The 16,852-nt window shown below is 69.2% G+C and carries 11 protein-coding genes; 1 reads left to right on the top strand and 10 read right to left on the bottom strand.

The annotated features are described in order from the left end of the window. Positions 1-42: 42 nt before the first annotated feature. The 5 genes from A37E_RS25155 to arsH form a co-directional block, all read right to left on the bottom strand. Entirely contained in the window at positions 43-3,009 is a 2,967-nt protein-coding gene (locus A37E_RS25155; RefSeq protein ID WP_051678785.1) for an EAL domain-containing protein, read from the bottom strand. A 169-nt stretch (positions 3,010-3,178) separates the two neighbouring features. Further along, positions 3,179-3,673, bottom strand: coding sequence for a hypothetical protein (locus A37E_RS0104790; protein WP_029555564.1), 495 nt, complete (start codon positions 3,671-3,673; stop codon positions 3,179-3,181). 92 nt (positions 3,674-3,765) lie between these two features. Further along, a complete protein-coding gene (locus tag A37E_RS0104795; protein ID WP_029555565.1) occupies positions 3,766-8,742 on the bottom strand; it encodes a hypothetical protein in 4,977 nt (1,658 codons plus the stop codon). A gap of 249 nt (positions 8,743-8,991) precedes the next feature. Next, positions 8,992-10,179, bottom strand: coding sequence for an MFS transporter (locus tag A37E_RS0104800; protein WP_051678786.1), 1,188 nt, complete (start codon positions 10,177-10,179; stop codon positions 8,992-8,994). After that, a complete protein-coding gene (arsH, locus tag A37E_RS0104805) occupies positions 10,176-10,898 on the bottom strand; it encodes an arsenical resistance protein ArsH (RefSeq protein WP_029555567.1) in 723 nt (240 codons plus the stop codon). The genes A37E_RS0104800 and arsH overlap by 4 nt, the downstream gene beginning before the upstream one ends. Positions 10,899-11,198: 300 nt before the next feature. On the opposite strand from arsH, the gene A37E_RS0104810 reads away from it, so the two are divergent. Continuing rightward, positions 11,199-12,341 (top strand): hypothetical protein, encoded by a 1,143-nt coding sequence (locus A37E_RS0104810; protein WP_029555568.1) that lies wholly within the window; start codon positions 11,199-11,201, stop codon positions 12,339-12,341. Between the two features lie 12 nt (positions 12,342-12,353). Here A37E_RS0104810 and A37E_RS0104815 read toward each other — a convergent pair whose 3' ends face one another. From A37E_RS0104815 to soxC, 5 genes are all read right to left on the bottom strand, one after another. Next, positions 12,354-13,625 (bottom strand): NAD(P)/FAD-dependent oxidoreductase, encoded by a 1,272-nt coding sequence (locus A37E_RS0104815; RefSeq protein WP_029555569.1) that lies wholly within the window; start codon positions 13,623-13,625, stop codon positions 12,354-12,356. 4 nt (positions 13,626-13,629) lie between these two features. After that, positions 13,630-14,151 (bottom strand): DsrE family protein, encoded by a 522-nt coding sequence (locus A37E_RS0104820; RefSeq protein ID WP_029555570.1) that lies wholly within the window; start codon positions 14,149-14,151, stop codon positions 13,630-13,632. A 99-nt stretch (positions 14,152-14,250) separates the two neighbouring features. Beyond that, a complete protein-coding gene (locus tag A37E_RS0104825; RefSeq protein ID WP_029555571.1) occupies positions 14,251-14,631 on the bottom strand; it encodes a cytochrome c family protein in 381 nt (126 codons plus the stop codon). A 96-nt stretch (positions 14,632-14,727) separates the two neighbouring features. Then, positions 14,728-15,507 (bottom strand): cytochrome c, encoded by a 780-nt coding sequence (locus tag A37E_RS0104830; protein ID WP_029555572.1) that lies wholly within the window; start codon positions 15,505-15,507, stop codon positions 14,728-14,730. Then, positions 15,491-16,804, bottom strand: a complete 1,314-nt coding sequence (gene soxC / locus A37E_RS0104835; protein ID WP_029555573.1) for a sulfite dehydrogenase — start codon at positions 16,802-16,804, stop codon at positions 15,491-15,493. The genes A37E_RS0104830 and soxC overlap by 17 nt, the downstream gene beginning before the upstream one ends. Positions 16,805-16,852 lie beyond the last annotated feature (48 nt).

Consider the following 16,852-nt stretch of genomic DNA (forward strand, 5'->3'; position numbering starts at 1 on the left):
AGCCCCGCGCGTGGAGGCGGGGACCGCCCCGAAGGGCCTCGTTCAGCGCGATGCGGACTTCGCGCCGGCGGCACCAAAAGCGTTGGAAAACAAGGCCTCGAAGCGCTCCGGAGGCAGCGGCCGGCTCCAAAAATAGCCCTGCCCGAAGGTGCAGCCGTTGGCGATGAGGAAGGCCATCTGCGCGGCCTCCTCGACCCCCTCCGCCAGGATCTCGATGTCGAGCGCCCGGGCCATGGCGATCATGGCCCGGACCAGTTCGCCGTCGACCGCGGAGGCGGGCAGGTCGCGCACGAAACTCTGGTCGATCTTCAGCCGGGAGATGGGGAAGCGCTTGAGGTAGGCGAGGGAGGAATAGCCGGTGCCGAAATCGTCGATGGCGATCCTGACACCCAGTTCCGCGATGCGTTTCAGCTTCGATTCAGCACCGGAATCGGCGCCGAAAAGCATGCTTTCGGTGATTTCGAATTCGATGCTGTCAGCCGGCACCCCGGCGGCGGCGAGCGCCGCCTCGGTCTTCGCGCAGATGTCGGTGGCGTTGAGCTGCCCGGCGGAGATGTTGACGGCGACGAACGCGCACGGCAGCCTAGCCGTCCGCCAGCGCGCCATCTGGGTGCAGGCGGTGGCCAGCACGAAGTCGCCGAGGGGGACGATGAGGCCGGTTTCCTCGGCCACCGGGATGAAGCGGTCGGGGCCGATCATCTCACCCTCGGGGGTGATCCAGCGCACCAGCGCCTCGGCGCCGACGATGGTCTGGTCTTCGAGGCGGACGATGGGCTGGTAGTGGACGGTGAATTCGTGCTCCGCCAGCGCCCGGCGCAGGTTCGCCACCAGTTCCACGCGCGCCCGCGCATCGCGGGTCAGGGCGTCGGTGTAGAAGGCATAGGTCCGTCCGCCCCGGCTCTTGGCCTGGTAGAGCGCGGAATGGGCGTGCTGGAGCAGGGTCTCGGCGTCGCTCGCGTCCTCGGGGTAGAGGCTGATGCCGATGCTGGCATTGATGAAGAGATTGCTCACGCCCTCGGCCGTGAACGGCTCGCCGAGGGCGTCGATGAGCCGGTCGGCGAAGCGGATGGCCTCCTTCGGCCCCTCGCAGCCGTCGATCAGCACCACGAACTCGTCGGCGCCGTAGCGGCCGATGGTGGCATCCTCGGGCACCGCCTTGCGCAGGTGCTGCGCGGCCGCCCGCAGCACCTCGTCGCCGGCGGCGAAGCCGAGGCTGTCGTTGATGGTCTTGAGATGGTCGATGTCGATGTAGAGCACCGCGCACTGGGTGTCCGGGCGGGTCAGCTCGTGCTCGATCAGGGAGAAGATGAGGGTGCGGTTGGGCAGGCCGGTGAGTGGATCGTAGCGCGTCAGGCGGTCCACCTCGAGCTCGGACTTGCGCGCCTGGGTGATGTCGTTGAAGGCGCCCACATAGCTTTCCGGCGCGCCGGTGCGGCCGTAGACCGTGCTGATGACCGTCTGCTGCAGGTAGAGCGCGCCGTCCTTGCGGCGGTTCCAGATCTCGCCGCGCCAGACGCCGTTGTCCTTCAGGGCGGCCCACAGCAGCTGGTAGAACAGCCGGTCGTGCCGCCCGGAGTTGAGGAACCGCATGGTCTGGCCGAGCACCTCGGCCTCCCCGTGGCCGGTGATGGCGACGAAGGCCGGATTGACCGCCGTGATCCGTCCGGCGAGGTCCGTCACCACCAGCCCCTCCTGGGTGTTGGTGAAGACGGCCTCCGCCAGCGTCAGGTGATGCTCCGCGACGATGCGAGCGGTGGCATCGGAGGCCATCAGGATGATGTAGCCCTCGCCTTCCGGCGTGTCGCGCGCGATGGACTGGACGCACGACAGCCAGATCTCCTTGCCGGCACGGGTGAGGTGGGGCTGGTCGCTGCGCGCCTCGACGACCGTCCCCGAGGGCAGCGACGAGACGGCCTCGCGGCTGGTGCTGCCGACCGCCCCGGCCCGGATGTTCGGCCGCACGTCGGCATAGCTGCGCCCGAGCAGGTCCGCCCGGCCATAGCCCAGGAGGGCGCAGAGGGTTTCGTTGACCCTGAGGAAGCGCCCGTCGAGGTCAAGATGGGCGATGCCCTCGGCGGCCTGTTCGAAGGTCGCCCGGAAGCGCTCCTCCGCCGCATGGAGCGCGGCCTTCTGGTCGGCTTCGGCCAGCGCGACGCGCAGCCTCTGGCGCTGGACGAAGAGCAGCGTCAGCGCGCCCGCCACCACGAGGCAGGCGGCGGCGGTGATGGCGGAGAGGAAGGCGACGCCGCGCACGTCGTCCACCACGTCGGCCGTGGCGACGGTCGCGATGAGCACCGCATTGGCCGCGGGCACCATCGCCGCCGCCACCAGCAGTGGCACGTCGTCCGGCGGGGTGATGACGTCGGCGGCGAGGCCGGCCGCGCCGGCGGCAGCGAGGGGCACCAGGGCGTCGGGCAGCGCCTGCTGGGCCCCGGCGATCATCCATCGCCCGTCGCTGCCGGTCTTGCTGGCGAGGAGCACCCGGCCGCTGTCGCCCATCAGGCCGGCGAATTCCTGCAGGCGGCTGAAGCCGGCGCTGCCGTCGGTGACGATGGCGAGGAGGGCCGCCTGCGGCTGTTGCGGCGCTTGCGGCGTCGCATCCAGCATTCCCCGCGCTACGTCCGCATCGATGGACCGGGCCACCGCCTCGGTCATGAATTCGAGCTGCCCCCTGCGCTCGCCGAGCAGCGTGTCGGAGGCCGACCGGAAGACCGCATAGCTGATGAGCCCCACCGGCAGCGTGAGCAGCGCGAGGAGCGCGAACAGCACCCAGCTCCGGAACGCGAGGACCGGCCGGGCCTCGTCCGTGCCCTGGGCGGCAGCATGCAGCGCGAAATAGAGAAGGGCGGTCGTGACCGCGACGAACACGAACCCCTTGAGGGTGGAGAAAACGCCGAAGCCGATGGAGCCGCCGACGCTCTCGATGAAGCGGTCGGACAAGTAGACCCACAACAGCGCGCCGACCGCGTAGGCGATCGTCACGGACGCGATGTACGAGCGGCGTTTCATCGGCGCGCTTCTTTCCGAAGCCAGCATCCGTCCATAGCACATATCCGGAGCTGAAAGTGCGGCCGGGCTCGGGATTGGGTGTCCGCCCAGCAAAAAAATACGCCCCCGCAAGGGGGTACGGCAAACCATCCATACGGTCGAGCCCCACAGCGCGTTGGGGCGGACCGGCTCAGGGGATGGGCGCGACCACGTTGTCGAAGCTGATGACGACGTCGGTCTGCTGCTGCTTGGAGGTCATGCGGATCGGCAGGCCGCTGTCCACCGCGATCCACACCCGCTGGGGATCGAACGCGGGGGCTCCCGGCATGGGCGGCGGCGTGTAGTCGTAGGCCACCGCATTCTTGCCCTGCACCGTCTCCGGGCCGACGCGCCGGCAGTCCTTGAGACTGGAGGCGCCGGGAATGACCTTCTTCTGCATCTCCACGCGCCCGCCCGGTCCAAGCGGCATCTTGGTCCACTTGGCCCCATGCTTGACGTACATGACATCGCCGACGATCACGGCCTCCATCAAGGGCGCGCCGGCCATCGCGGCCACCTGCCGGTAGGCCGGAACCTTGCTGAGCCGATCATAGGCGTCCGCCACGCTTTGGCAGTCATCGGCCCGCGCCGACGAGAGCGGCGCGACGAGACAACCCAGCACCAGGACCGCTGTGGCGGCGCGCATGACGTTTCCTTTCAGATTGGGCGCGCCAGCTTAGGCCTCACCATGCGGCTGCACAATCAACCGTCAGGACGTGGGACACACCTGCCATGTCCCTACCACTGATAGCGCACCCCGCCCCGCGCGTTCGCCGCCGCGTAGCCTTCGCCGAACTTGAGACTGGCGGTGGTGAAGCCGTTCCAGCCGTTGCCCTTGGCGAACACGTTGAAGCCGCCGCCGATCTCGCCGAAGGCGCCGTTGAAGTCGTCGGCGACGGTCAGCGGCAACCCGGGGTTGTAGATGGTCACCGTATTGTCCCCAAGGAACTCGTACCAGAGTCGCGCATTCAGATTGGCCTCGATGCGCAGCGACGCGTTGTCGTAGACCGGCCCGCCCACGCGGGCGCCGAGGCCCACCCTCAGGCTGTCATTGCTGCCGAAGTCCGCCGCCGTGCCGGCGAGGAGCGGCAGGTTGTTGATGCGGGTGGAGACATAACTCAGCGTTGCAATGGGCTCGAAGAAGCCGGTGGCGCCGAGCTTCGCCCGGTATCCGGTGTCCAGCGTGAAGCCGAGGCTGGTCGCCCGCACGCTCTGCCCGTAGGCGGCCGGGCCGCCGAGCGTCGGCGCGGTATAGTCCATGGAGAGGATGTCGGCCTTGAACAGGCCGTCCACGAACCAGTTGCGGTTGAGGTAGGTGGCATAGGCCCCCACCGTGCCGCCGGAATAATTGGCGGAGGTCGGCGAGGCATCGAAGCCGAGCTGGGAGGTGACGTAGCCGCCCATGACGCCGAACATCACCGCATCCTTGCCGGACGCCGAGACATTGGTCTTGCCGAAGTCGGCGCCGGCGATGAAGCCGTAGGTGTCCTGCGCATAGCCCATGTCGTAGGTGTAGGCCGCGCCCGGCACCGTGGCGGTGGCGTTCGAGTCGCGCAGGCCCCAGCTACCCACGGCCTTGGCCCACACGCCCGGCGTCACGCTCTGCGATCCGGCGCTGGGGGCCTTGCCGACGACGCCGCCATTGCCCCCGTCGAGATAGGTCCGCAGGTCCGCCTGCCGGTCCAGCCAGCCGCCGCTGGTCTCGTACCAGATGCTCTGCGCGCCGGTGACGAGGCGCGGCAGCTCGTAGGCCTCCCGGTCGGGCACGCCCACGAGGTAGGTGTCGTTGCCGCGGGTCACGAGGTCGTAGAAGAACACGCCCTTGTCGATGACGCCGCCGAAGCGCGGATCGTAGCCGGCCGACTGGGAGGAGATGACGAAGCTCGCCTCCTGCGTGCCGTACTTGCCGTAGGAGACGGCATCGGGGTTCACCACCTCCACCACCATCATGCCCTTGGGGTTGTAGCCGCCGGCACTGCCGCTCACGTCGTTGATGACGATGGCCGTCTGCCCCTGCGTCGCCACCGTGCCGGCGGGCAACAGGTTGCCGTTGGCATCGAGGCCGCCCACCACAAGCTTGTCGGCGGTGGAGCCGGGCCCGCCCAGCCAGGCGTCGATGCCGAGGCGGCTGTTGCCCTGCCCCACGAACACGCCGCTCACATAGGTCACGTCGCGGGCGCCGTTGTAGGCGGTCTGGCCGGGCGTCTCGTCGATCATGGTGAGGAGGCCGGCGTCGGTCGAAACGAGGCTGCCGTTGACGAAGGTTTCGAGACCCGTGAACGTGGTGGTCTCCCCCTGCGCGCCGTTGAGGGCGGTGACGGTGAGGCCGACATTGTTCACCTGGTCGATGCCGCCGCCGAAGCTGTTGGCGCCCACCGTGACCCAGGTGTTGGAGCTGCGATTGTTGAAGGTGTCGTTGCCGTCGGAGAAGCTCACCCGGCCCACCACCGTGCCGTTGTTGGTGACGGTGGTGGAGCCCGCATCGGCCCGCATCGCCACGCGCCCGGCGGCGCTGGCGAGGTCGCCGTTAGCCGCGTAGGTCCAGGAGCTGACCAGCGAACCCGTGCCGACATCGATGGTGGTGCCGGTGCCGCTCGACACGCGGATCACCGCCTCGTCCTCGGAGGAGCCCGAGCCGGACACCACGCTGAAGGCGCCGATGCCCACCGCGACGGTGCCCGTTCCGTCGGCGCGGATGCCGTTGCCCGTGCCCCCCTGCCCCGCATCCGCATAGACGCGCGCGCCGGTGCCGAGGGTGACGACGGTGGCGCCGCCACCGCCCGCCAGCGTGCGGATGCCGGTGCCCCCGGAGAGGATGCGGACGCCGTCCGCGAGCGTCACCGTCACGTCGCCGGTGCCGCCCGTCTGTGCCGCGACGCCGGCGCCGGCACTGGTGATGTCCGCGCCCACGTCGACCCGCGCCGCCCCCGTGCCGCCGGAGGTCGCGCCCACGCCGAAGCTGCCGCCCGCCGTGATCTTGCCGGCCACCGTGACCGTGGTCGCGCCGCCGGTGTTGAGGGCGAGGATACCGGAGCCCGTCGCGTCGATCTCCGCCGTGTTCTTGACCGTCACCGTGCCCCCGGCGCCGGAGAGGCCGGCATCGATGGCGGTGCCGCCCGCCGTGACCTTGGCGTTGGTGGTGACGTTGACCGTGCCGCCATCGCCCGTGAGCGCGGCGAGGATGCCGGCGCCGCCCGCCGTCACGATGCCGTCCGTGGTGACGGTGACGCTCATGCCGGTGCCGGTGGCGCTGGCGTCGATGCCCTGCGCGCCGGAGGTGATGGCGCCGTTCGCCGTCGTCGTCACCGTGGCGGAGCCGCCGGCGCCGGTGGAGACGGCGCGCACGCCGAAGCCCGAGACGGTGATGGCATTCTCCACCTTCACCTCGGTGGTCGCCGTGCCGGCCGCGGTGGCCGAAGCGTCGGCGCCGCTGGCGCTGTCGGTGATGGCGCCGCGCAGGGTGAAGCGGCTCACGGCGTCGCCCGTGGTCGAGGTGGCGAGCCCCTTCACCGCCGTGCCGGTGCCGCCCTTCACGGTGGCGTCGGTGGTGATGAGCGTGGTGGCGTTGCCCTTGGTGCTGGTGGCGTCGGCGACGATGCCGCCGACATTGCCCGTCACGGCGCCGGAGACGCCGATTTTGGTCTGGGTCGTCCCCTCCACCGAGGAGACGGCCGCGATGGCCGCGCCGCCGCTGCTGGAGACGGTGCCGGCCGTCGTCACATCCACATTGCCGGAGATGCCGGTCTTGTCGATGCGGATGCCGCCCACCGCGCCGGACACCGAGGTGCCGGCCGCCGTCTCCACCACGATGTCGCCGGTACTGCCCGCATCCGACGACACCCTGAGGCCGACGCTTGATCCCTTCACCTCGGTGGTGCCGCCGAAATTCACCGCCACCTTGCCGCCCATCTGCTTCAGGAACACGCCGTCCGCCGCGCCTTCGATGGCCGCGCTGCCGGACGTGGTAAGCGTGATGGTGCCGGTGGCCTCGCCATAGAGGCCGAACCCGCCCGCCGCCGTGGACTTCGCCGTGCCGGAGAAATTCTGGATGGAGAGGTCGCCGCCGGTGGCGTTGAAGAAGGCGCCGTATTGCCCGCCCGAAGCGGTGCCGCTGAAATTGTCGGCGGTGACGCTGCCGCCCAGCGTGCGCGCGAACACGCCCGCCCCGGTGCCGCCCGTCGCCGTGCCGGAGAAGCCGGAGACGGTGATGTCCCCGCTGGTGCCCGCCTGCGCGAAGATGCCGTACTGCCCGCCCGAGGCGCTGGCGGCGAAATTCTTCACGCTGATGCCGCCGGTGTCGGTGAGCAGCATCACGCCGTTGGCGCCGCCGACGATGTTGGGCGACCCGGCGGAGCCACCGGTGAAATTGTCGGCGGTGATGGCGCCGCTGGTGGTGCGGCCATAGATGCCGTAGTCGCTGGTGCCCGTCGCGGTTCCGGAGAAGCCGGAGAAATTGACGCTCCCCGCCCCGGTCTGGGCGAAGATGCCGTATTGCCCGCCTTGGGCGCTGGAGCCGAAATTCTGGATGCTGATGGCGCCCGACGTGGACAGCGCCTGAAGGCCGGCTGCGCCGCCGGTGAGGAACGGCCCGCTGCCCGCGCCGGCCGCGAAATTGTCGGCGGTGATGGCGCCTGTCGTGGTCGAGAGCAGAAGGCCGCTGCCAGCCGTGCCCTTGACCGTGCCGCTGAAGCCGGAGGCATCGATGGCACCGGTGGTGGCGAAGGCGACAATGCCATTCTGGCTGCCCGTCGCGCTGCCGCTGAAGGTCTTCAGCGAGATGTCCCCGGTGGTGACCACCTGGGCGAAGATGCCGTTGGCGCTGGTGCTGTCCGCCGTGCCGCTGAAACCCGAGAGATCGACGGTGCCGGCATTGGCCTGGGCGAAGATGGCGTTCTGGCCCGCCGTCGCGCTGCCGCTGAAGTTGCGGATGTTGATGTCGCCCGTTCCGGTCACCTGTGCGAACACGCCGTTGGCGCCGGTGCCATCGGCACTGCCGGTGAAGCGGTCGATGGCGATGGTGCCGTTGACCGACTGGGCGAACAGGCCATTCTGGCCGCCGGTGGCGCTGCCGGCGAAATCGTTCACCGTGATGTTGCCGACGGCGATGAGGGTGAGGCCGTCCGAAGTCGTGCCCTTGAAAGTGCCGCCTTCGGCCGCGATGTCGATATTGCCGGTGGTGGAAGCGAGCACGCCGCTCGCCCCGCCGCTGAGGCTCGCGCCCGCCAGCACCCGCACGCTGGCGTCGGTGGCGGGCAGAAGCGTGAGGGCATAGCTGTCCGCCGTCACCGTGGCGCCGATGCCGGTGCCGGCCGCCTGCGAGATGGCGCCGCTCGAAATCAGCGAGATGCCGTCGGTGGTCGCCGTGAAGCTGCCGCCGATGTTGTTCAGCACGATGTCGCCGCCGCCGAGGCCGGAGCCGACGATGACGGAGATGGGCAACGCCGCCGTGATGGTCGTGTCGTCCGCAGTGGTGACGGTGATGGTGTTGTCTGTCAGCACCGCCGCGGCCGTGCTCGCGCCGGAGCAGTCCAGCGCCGTGGGGTTGCCGACCGGCCCGGAGGTCACGCAGGCGCCGTAGGCGACCGTCGCCGGCATCAGTCCCGCGAGCACGGTGGCGAGCGCCGATCCCGAGAGAAGCGCCCGCATGAGGCGCGCACGCCGATGGGTCGCGGTGATCACCCGGCCGGACTTGAGCCTTTCCCTGGCGCCGAACATGCGCTGGTCCTCCCTCCCGGTCCCGGACGCGCCCCCTTTGGCGCATCACCAGGTTTCCGGCGCACGTCCGCGCATGCGACCGGCCCGCCTGAAGGGCGCCGGTCGGCGACAGCGAAGCAGCCGGTTCGGGTGGGGACAGAATTTCCCATCATGGTTAACCTAGAGTTACGTAACGCAACAAATGCTCGCAAGGTCTTCCCGAAGCTCTCGCTGGCATTCTTCGCGCCCTGAGGGCTACACGCCTGAGGGCTACACCTGCCGCCACAGCAACGCGAGCAGCACCGCCGCGCCGAGCCACAAGGCGATCAGCGCCGAGAGCACCGCGCCCGCCCCGCCGGCCGTCAGCAATTGCGCTGCACCGAGCGGCGCCAGCGCCTGCGCCAGCAAGGCCGGCCGGGCGAGGCGGCCGGCGAGGATGGGATAGCGCTCCGCCCCCAGCACGGCCAAAGGCACCGTGCCCTTGGAAATGGAGAAGATGCCGTTGCCGGCGCCGTAGGCCACCAGCGCCACCGCGACGATGGGAAAGCCCGCTGCCAGCAGCACCAGCCCCAGCCCCATGAGCGCCACCGCCCAGATCATCGTCCAGAGCGGATGGTGACGCCCGCCGGACGCCTGCTCGATGATGCGCGCGAAAACCTGCGCCGGGCCGATGAAGGCCCCGGCGGCCACCGCCTCGGCGAGGCTCAGGCCGCGCGACTGGAGCAGCGCCAGCACCTGCACCGACATGGCGGAGGCGATGGTGCCGATGAGGGTGACGATGCCGGCCATGAGCAGGAAGGAGATGCGCTCCGGCCCGCCCAGCACCACCGGCCCGCCCCGCGCCGGCCGGCCAGTCTCCGCCCGCGGCGCGATCGCCGGCATGAAGGCCAGCACCAGCGGGATCGACACGAAGAGATGGAGGCCGGCATAGACGAGGCAGGTCGCCCGCCAGCCCAGATGCGCATCGAGGAAGGCGGTGATGGGCCAGCACACCGTGCTGGCGAAGCCGCCCCACAGGGTGAGCATGGTGATCGCCCGCCGCGCCCCCGCGCCATAGAGCCGGCCGAGGGCGGCGAAGGCCGCGTCATAGAGGCTCGCCGCCATGCCCGCCCCGGCGATGCACCAGCCCAGCATGAACATCGCCGGCCCCGGCGCCAGCGCCAGCAAGGCGAGGCCGCAGGCCAGCAGCGCGCATCCGCCCGCCAGCACGGGGCGCCCGCCGCGGGCATCGATCAGCGCGCCCACCTTCGGCGAGACCAACCCGGCCACCAGAAGCCCGACGGAGAGGCTGCCGACGATCCATTGCAGCGGCCAGCCGGTATCCCTGGAAATCGGCCCGGCCAGCACCGTGAGCAGATAGAAGGACGAGCCCCAGGTGAGGATCTGCACCACGCCGAGCGCGGCGATGACCGAACGGCCGGCACCGCCTGTTTCGGCCGACGATGCGGCGGCGCTCACCGCACGGCCGCGTCGAGGGCGAGCCGCGCCTCCAGCGCCTCGGCCGCTTCCTTGCGCTCGCTGTAGCGGTCGGTGAGATAGGGGGAGATGTCGCGCGTCAGCAGCGTGAACTTCACCAGCTCCTCCATCACGTCCACCACCCGGTCGTAAAAGGCCGAGGGCTTCATCCGGCCCGCCTCGTCGAACTCCTGATAGGCCTTGGCGACGGACGACTGGTTGGGGATGGTGAGCATGCGCATCCAGCGGCCGAGGATGCGCATCTGGTTCACGGCGTTGAAGGATTGCGAGCCGCCACACACCTGCATCACCGCCAGCGTGCGCCCCTGCGTGGGGCGGATGGCGCCCAGCGCGAGGGGGATCCAGTCGATCTGCGCCTTCATCACCGCGCTCATGGCGCCGTGCCGCTCCGGGCTGCACCACACCTGCCCTTCGGACCACAAGGTGAGTTCGCGCAGCTCCGCCACCTTGGGGTGCTCCACCGGGGCACCATCGGGCAAAGGCAGGCCGTCCGCGTGGTAGACCCGCGTTTCCGCGCCGAGCCGCTTCAGCAGCCGCTCCGCCTCCAGCGTCAGCAGGCGGGAATAGGAGCGTTCACGCAGCGAGCCGTAGAGCAGCAGGATGCGCGGCGGATGGCGCGACGGCGCGGCCGGGAGCAGCCGGTCGAGGCTCGGGACGTGAAACAGGGCCTCGGTTACGTTGGGGAGGGTGTCGTCGGTCACGGGGGCGTCCTTGCCTGGGCTGGCTCCGGCGCTCTCATAGCAGGCCCGCGCACGGCTCACAGCATCGATCCGCTCCCGGCGGCGTTGCGCCGCGCGGGAGCATCTGCACGCGGCTTGAGCAGCGTGAAAGTCAAAATATCATCAAAAGTACAAATACTGCGCACGATTAGGCGGAATGTAGGATCACGCTCCAATCATTCCGCCGCGATCCGAACTATTCGATTGACGCCGCGCACGGCCGCCCGAATATATCCCGAGGCATTCACGGCCCCGCATCCGCTTCGCACCCGGGAGATTGCTATGGGTCTTCAGTCCATGGGCGATTTCAAATGGCCCGGCCTCATGCAGCCGGATGGGGCGCGCATCGCCCTCAATCGCGACGCCTTCATCGCCATCGATCGCTACAAGGACATCAGCTACGATCCGGTGTACCGGCCGCAGGCGCTCTATCACCGTGCGCTGGAAGGCCTCCACGCCAATAACGGCGCCTTCCTGCTACAGGAGGTGGCGACCAACCTGCCCATCTACCGCGACGACACGGGACCCACCGACTTCCACCTGCACCTGCCGCCCGGCGGCTTCCAGCTGGTGCTTGTCACCTCCGGCATGTTCACCTTCGACTATGACGGCAAGGTCCATTACGTGGGACCGGGCGCGGCGATGCTCCAGAGCGCCATCGTCCACCGCCAGCTGTTCTACACATGGTCCGGCCTCTCCACCGAAGAGAATCTGAAGACGCCGCAGACCGTGGTGCCCGACCCGCTGTGCATGGGCTATTCCGGCAAGTTCCTCGAAGCCTTCATCACCGATCCCTCCACCTTTCCGAACCCCACCGTGGTCGGGCCGGACAAGATCCGCGAGGACGAGACACCCCGCACCGCCTGGAAGCATCCGCTGCACAACCGGCCAAAGGGCGCGGGCTTCTGGGTTCAGGACCCGCTCGCCCTCGACGCCCTCTTCCGTCCCTATCCCGATGCGCTGGGGCCGCTGGCCTCCCCCGTGCCGGTGCATGTGCGTGACCTCGGCATCGAGGCGCCGAGCGGCCATCTCGTCACCGGCCACATCATCGCCACCGATCCGCGCGGCGGCGCGGTGCTGCCCAAGTCGGCGATGGCGGCGGACGCGGAGGGGCTGGCGAAGGGTGAGGTCGTGGTCTACCGCATCATTCGCGGCACCGCCGGTTTCGCGGACGGCGCGGGCAAGCTCATCGAACTGGCCACCGGCGATACCGTGACCGCCGGCGCGGGCGCCATCCGGCTCGTGGAGATCGGCGAGGACACGCAAATCCTGCGGCTCGGCCTCCTCAACGGCTTCGATGCCCTGAAGATGTGGACGCCCGGTCAGCGGGACGAGATCGACGCCCTCGCCGGCCGGATCATCACCCGTGCGGACCTGCGCAGCGACCGCCTCGCCGGCAGCCCGGTGGGCTATCTCTACGAATAGCGCAGGCGCCGCTCAGCCGAACATGCCGGCGACCATGGCGCGGTACCAGTCGGCATTTTCCTCAAGCTGGCGACGGCGCAGGGCCGGCGGCTCGCGGGCGGCTGAGACGGTGCCCTCCACCTCGCGGATGCGGCCGTCCTCGGGCCGGTAGAGCCCGCTCACCTTCACCGCATCGTCGGCCGTGATGAGGCTCCAGCAGGTGCTGGCATAGCTGGCCGATGGGGCTGCCTCGCCGAACAGGCCGGCGAGCAGCGCGCGCGCCGCCACCTGCGCCTGGCTGCCTGCGGCGAACGCGGATTTCGGGATGTCGCCGCCGATGGCCGCGTCGCCGATGACGAAGACGGCCGGGTCCAGCGCCGAGGCCATGGAGCCGGCATCCACCGGGCACCAGCCCGAGGCGTCCGCGAGCCCCGCCTGCCGCGCGATGGCGCCGGCCTTCTGCGCCGGGATCACGTTCACCAACGCCGCCTCTTTGTAGGTCTCGAAACCGGTGACGACGGTGCCCGTCGCCGGGTCCACCGAGACAAGGCCGTCGGAGATATCAGGCGCCATCCATTCCACCATGCCGGGATAGTGCCCCTCCCAGCCTTCCTGAAAGAGGCCCTGCATGGAGAATTTCGGCTTCGGATCGACAATGACGATGCGCGCCCCGCCGCGCCCGGTGCTCTTCAGGCGATGGGCCATCATGGACGCGCGCTCATAGGGCGCCGGGGGGCAGCGGAAGGGGTTGGGCGGGGCGGTGATGACGATGAGGCCGCCGTCGGGCACCTGATCCAGCCGCTCCTTCAGGAGGCGCAGTTGCGCGCCGCCCTTCCAGGCGTGGGGCATCGCCGTCTCGGCGGCACGGCTCCAGCCGGGCACGCTGTCGTAATCAAGATCGATGCCGGGGGAGAGGATGAGGCGGTCGTAGGGAAGGCGGCCGCCATCGGCGAGCCGCACCTCGCGCCGCTCCCGGTCGATGGCGTCGGCCCGTTGCGGCACCACGCGGACGCCGGCCCGCGCGAGGCCCTCATAGCCGAATTCCAGCGCGGCGAAATCGATGAGGCCGCCGAGCCAGAGGTTGGAGTGGAACACCGCCACGTAACGCGGCTCCGGCTCCACCAGTGTGACCTCCACCCGGCCGTCGCGCAGCAGCGCCCGTGCGGCATTCGCCCCGCCGGCACCGCAGCCCACGATCACCACGCGCGGCTTCCCCTGCGCGGCGACGTGCGGCGCGCAGAGCAGCGCCGCCGCCAGCGCCGAACCGCCCAGCAGCGCCCGCCGCGAGACGCCCGCGCGTGTCATGCCGTCAGCCGACCTTGAGGTAGCCGAACCCCTTGCCCTGCAATGCGCCGGCGGTGGCGATGCCGGAGGGCACGAAGGCGATAAAGGCCTCATCGCGCGCCTTCTCCTTGGGCACATGGTTGCGCTCGAAGGTGTAGGCGCACAGGTAGACCTTGAGCCCGTTCTTGGCGAGGGCGGCGATCTTCTCGTTGAGCGTGGGATCGAGGGTTTCCTTCTCCCACATGGTGCCGTTGAGATTGTCGAGGAAGAATTTGATGCCGCCCGCATGGGCCACCATCACGATCTGCAGCGCGAAGGGATCGGCGCCGTAGGAGGCATAGTGGTTGTTGATGTTGTTCAGCGTCTGGGCGAAGCGGGCATGGTCGCCATAGTCCACGTGATAGACGCAGGCGGTGTCCGCTTCCTTCTTGATGTCGGCGAGCTGGAGCGACTGAACGGCGGCGTGGGCCGACGTTGAGGCCGCGATCGGCGCGGCGCCCGCAAGCGCCATGGTGCCGAGGAAGGCCCGGCGGTCGAACTGGGGCATGGTTTCCTCTCCCGTCATTGGCGTCTGGCGCGCCGTGTGCTTCGGACTGTGCCACCCGCCGCCCCCGCTCCGCAACGGCGCGGCGGGCCGGCGCGCGAACTACTTCTTCGAACCGTCCGGCTTGAACTGGGCGAGGAAGGCGATGAGATCGGCGCGCTCCTGCTCGTTCTTGACGCCAGCGAAGGCCATCTTGCCCTTGGGCGCGAGGTGCTTGGGATTCTCGATGTAATCGTTGAGGTTGGCCTCGTCCCAGACCTTGCCGGCGGCGGCGCCGTCCTTGATGTCCTGGGAATAGGAATAGCCCTCGAAATGCGCCCATTTGGCGCCGACGATGCCATTCAGCGGCGGGCCGACCTTCACCTTCGCGTCAGGGCCGATGGCATGGCACGCCATGCACTTCTTGAACACGGTCTCGCCCTTGGCGATGTCCGGGTCCGCGTGCGCCGGGGCAGCGGCGACGCCGAGCAGGAGGGCGACCATCACGGGGATGCGCACGATCCTCGTCCTTTCCGTTGGAGGGGCTGTGTGGTGTCCCGGACGCGGCCGGGACCCTTCCTTGGTGTCACGACGGACGGCTCACTCCAGATTCCCCTTGGGCGGATCGCCGTCCGGCGTCACGTTGAGGATCTGGGCGCGGGCGGTGACATGAACTTCGCCGCTGCAATCCTTCATGCAGGGGTTCTTCTTCCAGAAGGCCTTTTCCGAGGTCTCCCGGTCGTCGTCGTAGAAGTTGGCCTCGTTGGGCAAATCCACCTTGGGGAAGTTCTCCTTCGAGAGCACGTAGTCCTCGGCAACGAGATCGTTGAGGTTCAGAAGATACGCGACGATGGCGTAGGTCTGGTCCGGCGAGAGCGACAGATTGCTGCCGAAGGGCATGGCCCGGTGCACGTAGTCATAGACCGTGGAGGCATAGGGCCAGAAGGAGCCGATGGTCTTTTCCGGCCGCTCGGACTTCAGGGTGCCGCGCCCGCCGGCCAGCACCGGCCAGCGGCCAGCACCCTCGCCGAACTCGCCGTGGCACTGGGCACAGTTCTGCAGGAACAGCTCCTCGCCCTCCTTCACCGAGCCCTTGCCCGGCGGCAGGCCCTCGCCATCGGCGCGCACGTCGATGTTCCAGGCGGCGATCTCCTCGGGCAGCGCGGGGCGGCCGAGGGCGATGGTCTTGGCGGCGGCCGGCGCGGTCGCGGCGGGAGCCGCCACGTTCACCGCCTGCCGGGCCTTGTCTGTACCCGCCTTGCCGTTCTCAGCCTTTGCCGCGGGCTTTGCGGGCTGGGGATCGGCCACGGCCATGCCGGAGACGGCCAGAGCGCCGGCGAGCAGGGCGGAAGCGAGGAGCGTCTCAGCCGACTTCCACATTTTCCGTCTCCCCGTTGGAGCGCACCAGCCACGTCTGGATGCCGTTGTTGTGATAGATGGAATTGGTGCCGCGGATGGCCCGCAGCTCCTGCTTGGTGGGCTGGACATAGCCGGTGTCGTCCATGGCGCGGGACTGCACCATCAGCTCCTGTCCGGCCCAGTCGAAATCGAGATAGAAGCGCGTCATAGACATGGGCGTGGCGGGTCCGTCGAGGCGCGCCGTAGTCCAGTTGCGCCCGCCGTCCAGCGACACGTCCACCCGCGCGATGGTACCGCGCCCGGACCAGGCGATGCCGGAGAGCACGTTCGGCCCCTTGTGCTTCAGGGGCGCCTGCGGGCTCGGGCTCGTCACCACGGATTTCGCATCCATCACGAAGGTGAAGCGGCGCGAGCGGCCGTCGGCGAGGAGGTCGGTGTATTTCGACGTCTCCTCGCGCTGCTGCCAGGGCTGGTCGCCGATCTTGAGGCGGCGCAGCCACTTGACCCACATGTTGCCTTCCCAACCCGGCACCACGAGCCGCACCGGATAGCCCTGCTCGGGCCGGAGCGCCTCGCCGTTCATGCCGAAGGCGACGAGGCAGTCGTTCATGGCCTTTTCGAGCGGGATGGAGCGCGTCATCACCGCCGCGTCGGCCCCCTCGGCGAGCACCCATTTGCCCTTGGGATTGACGCCTGCCATGTCCAGCAGCGTCTTCAGCGGCACGCCAGTGTAGAAGAGATTGTGGATCATGCCGTGGGTGAACTGGCAGCCGTTGAGCTGCGCGCCGCGCCACTCCATGCCGGAATTGGCCGCGCATTCGAGGAAATAGGGGCGGTTCACCCGGCCGGGCATCCGCTTCAGATCTTCCAGCGTGAAGACGAGGGGCTTGTCCACGAGGCCGTGGATCATCAGCCGATACTTGTCCGGGTCGATCTCCGCCTGCCCGCCATGGTGCCGCACGAAGCACAGGCCGTTGGGCGTGATGACGCTGTCGAGGGCATAGAGCGGCGTGAAGCTGACCGAGCTTTGCGAGCTGGCGGTGAGCCACGTCACCTCCCGGCGCACCACGTCCTTCTCGAACACGGAGGGCTTGCCATACGGGTTCTCGTTGACCGGCGCGCCCAGCGTCTTGGTCCAGTCGGGCACCGGCACGATGTTGGGATCGGGCGTGCCGGCGGCCGGGGCGGCAAGGGCGGAACCTCCGCCGGCGGCAACGGCACCCGCGCCGATCCCGGCGAGGTTGAGGAAGCGCCTGCGGGAGAGCGACGGTTTCGCGCCGGTCGCGCGCTCCGGCGGGGGCAGACTGGTGTCGGACATGGGCGTCCTCCCTGATATTCTTTTATTCGTAGATTTGAATATTTTGAT

It is taken from the genome of Xanthobacter sp. 91, from assembly GCF_000702385.1.
Lineage (GTDB): Bacteria > Pseudomonadota > Alphaproteobacteria > Rhizobiales > Xanthobacteraceae > Xanthobacter > Xanthobacter aminoxidans.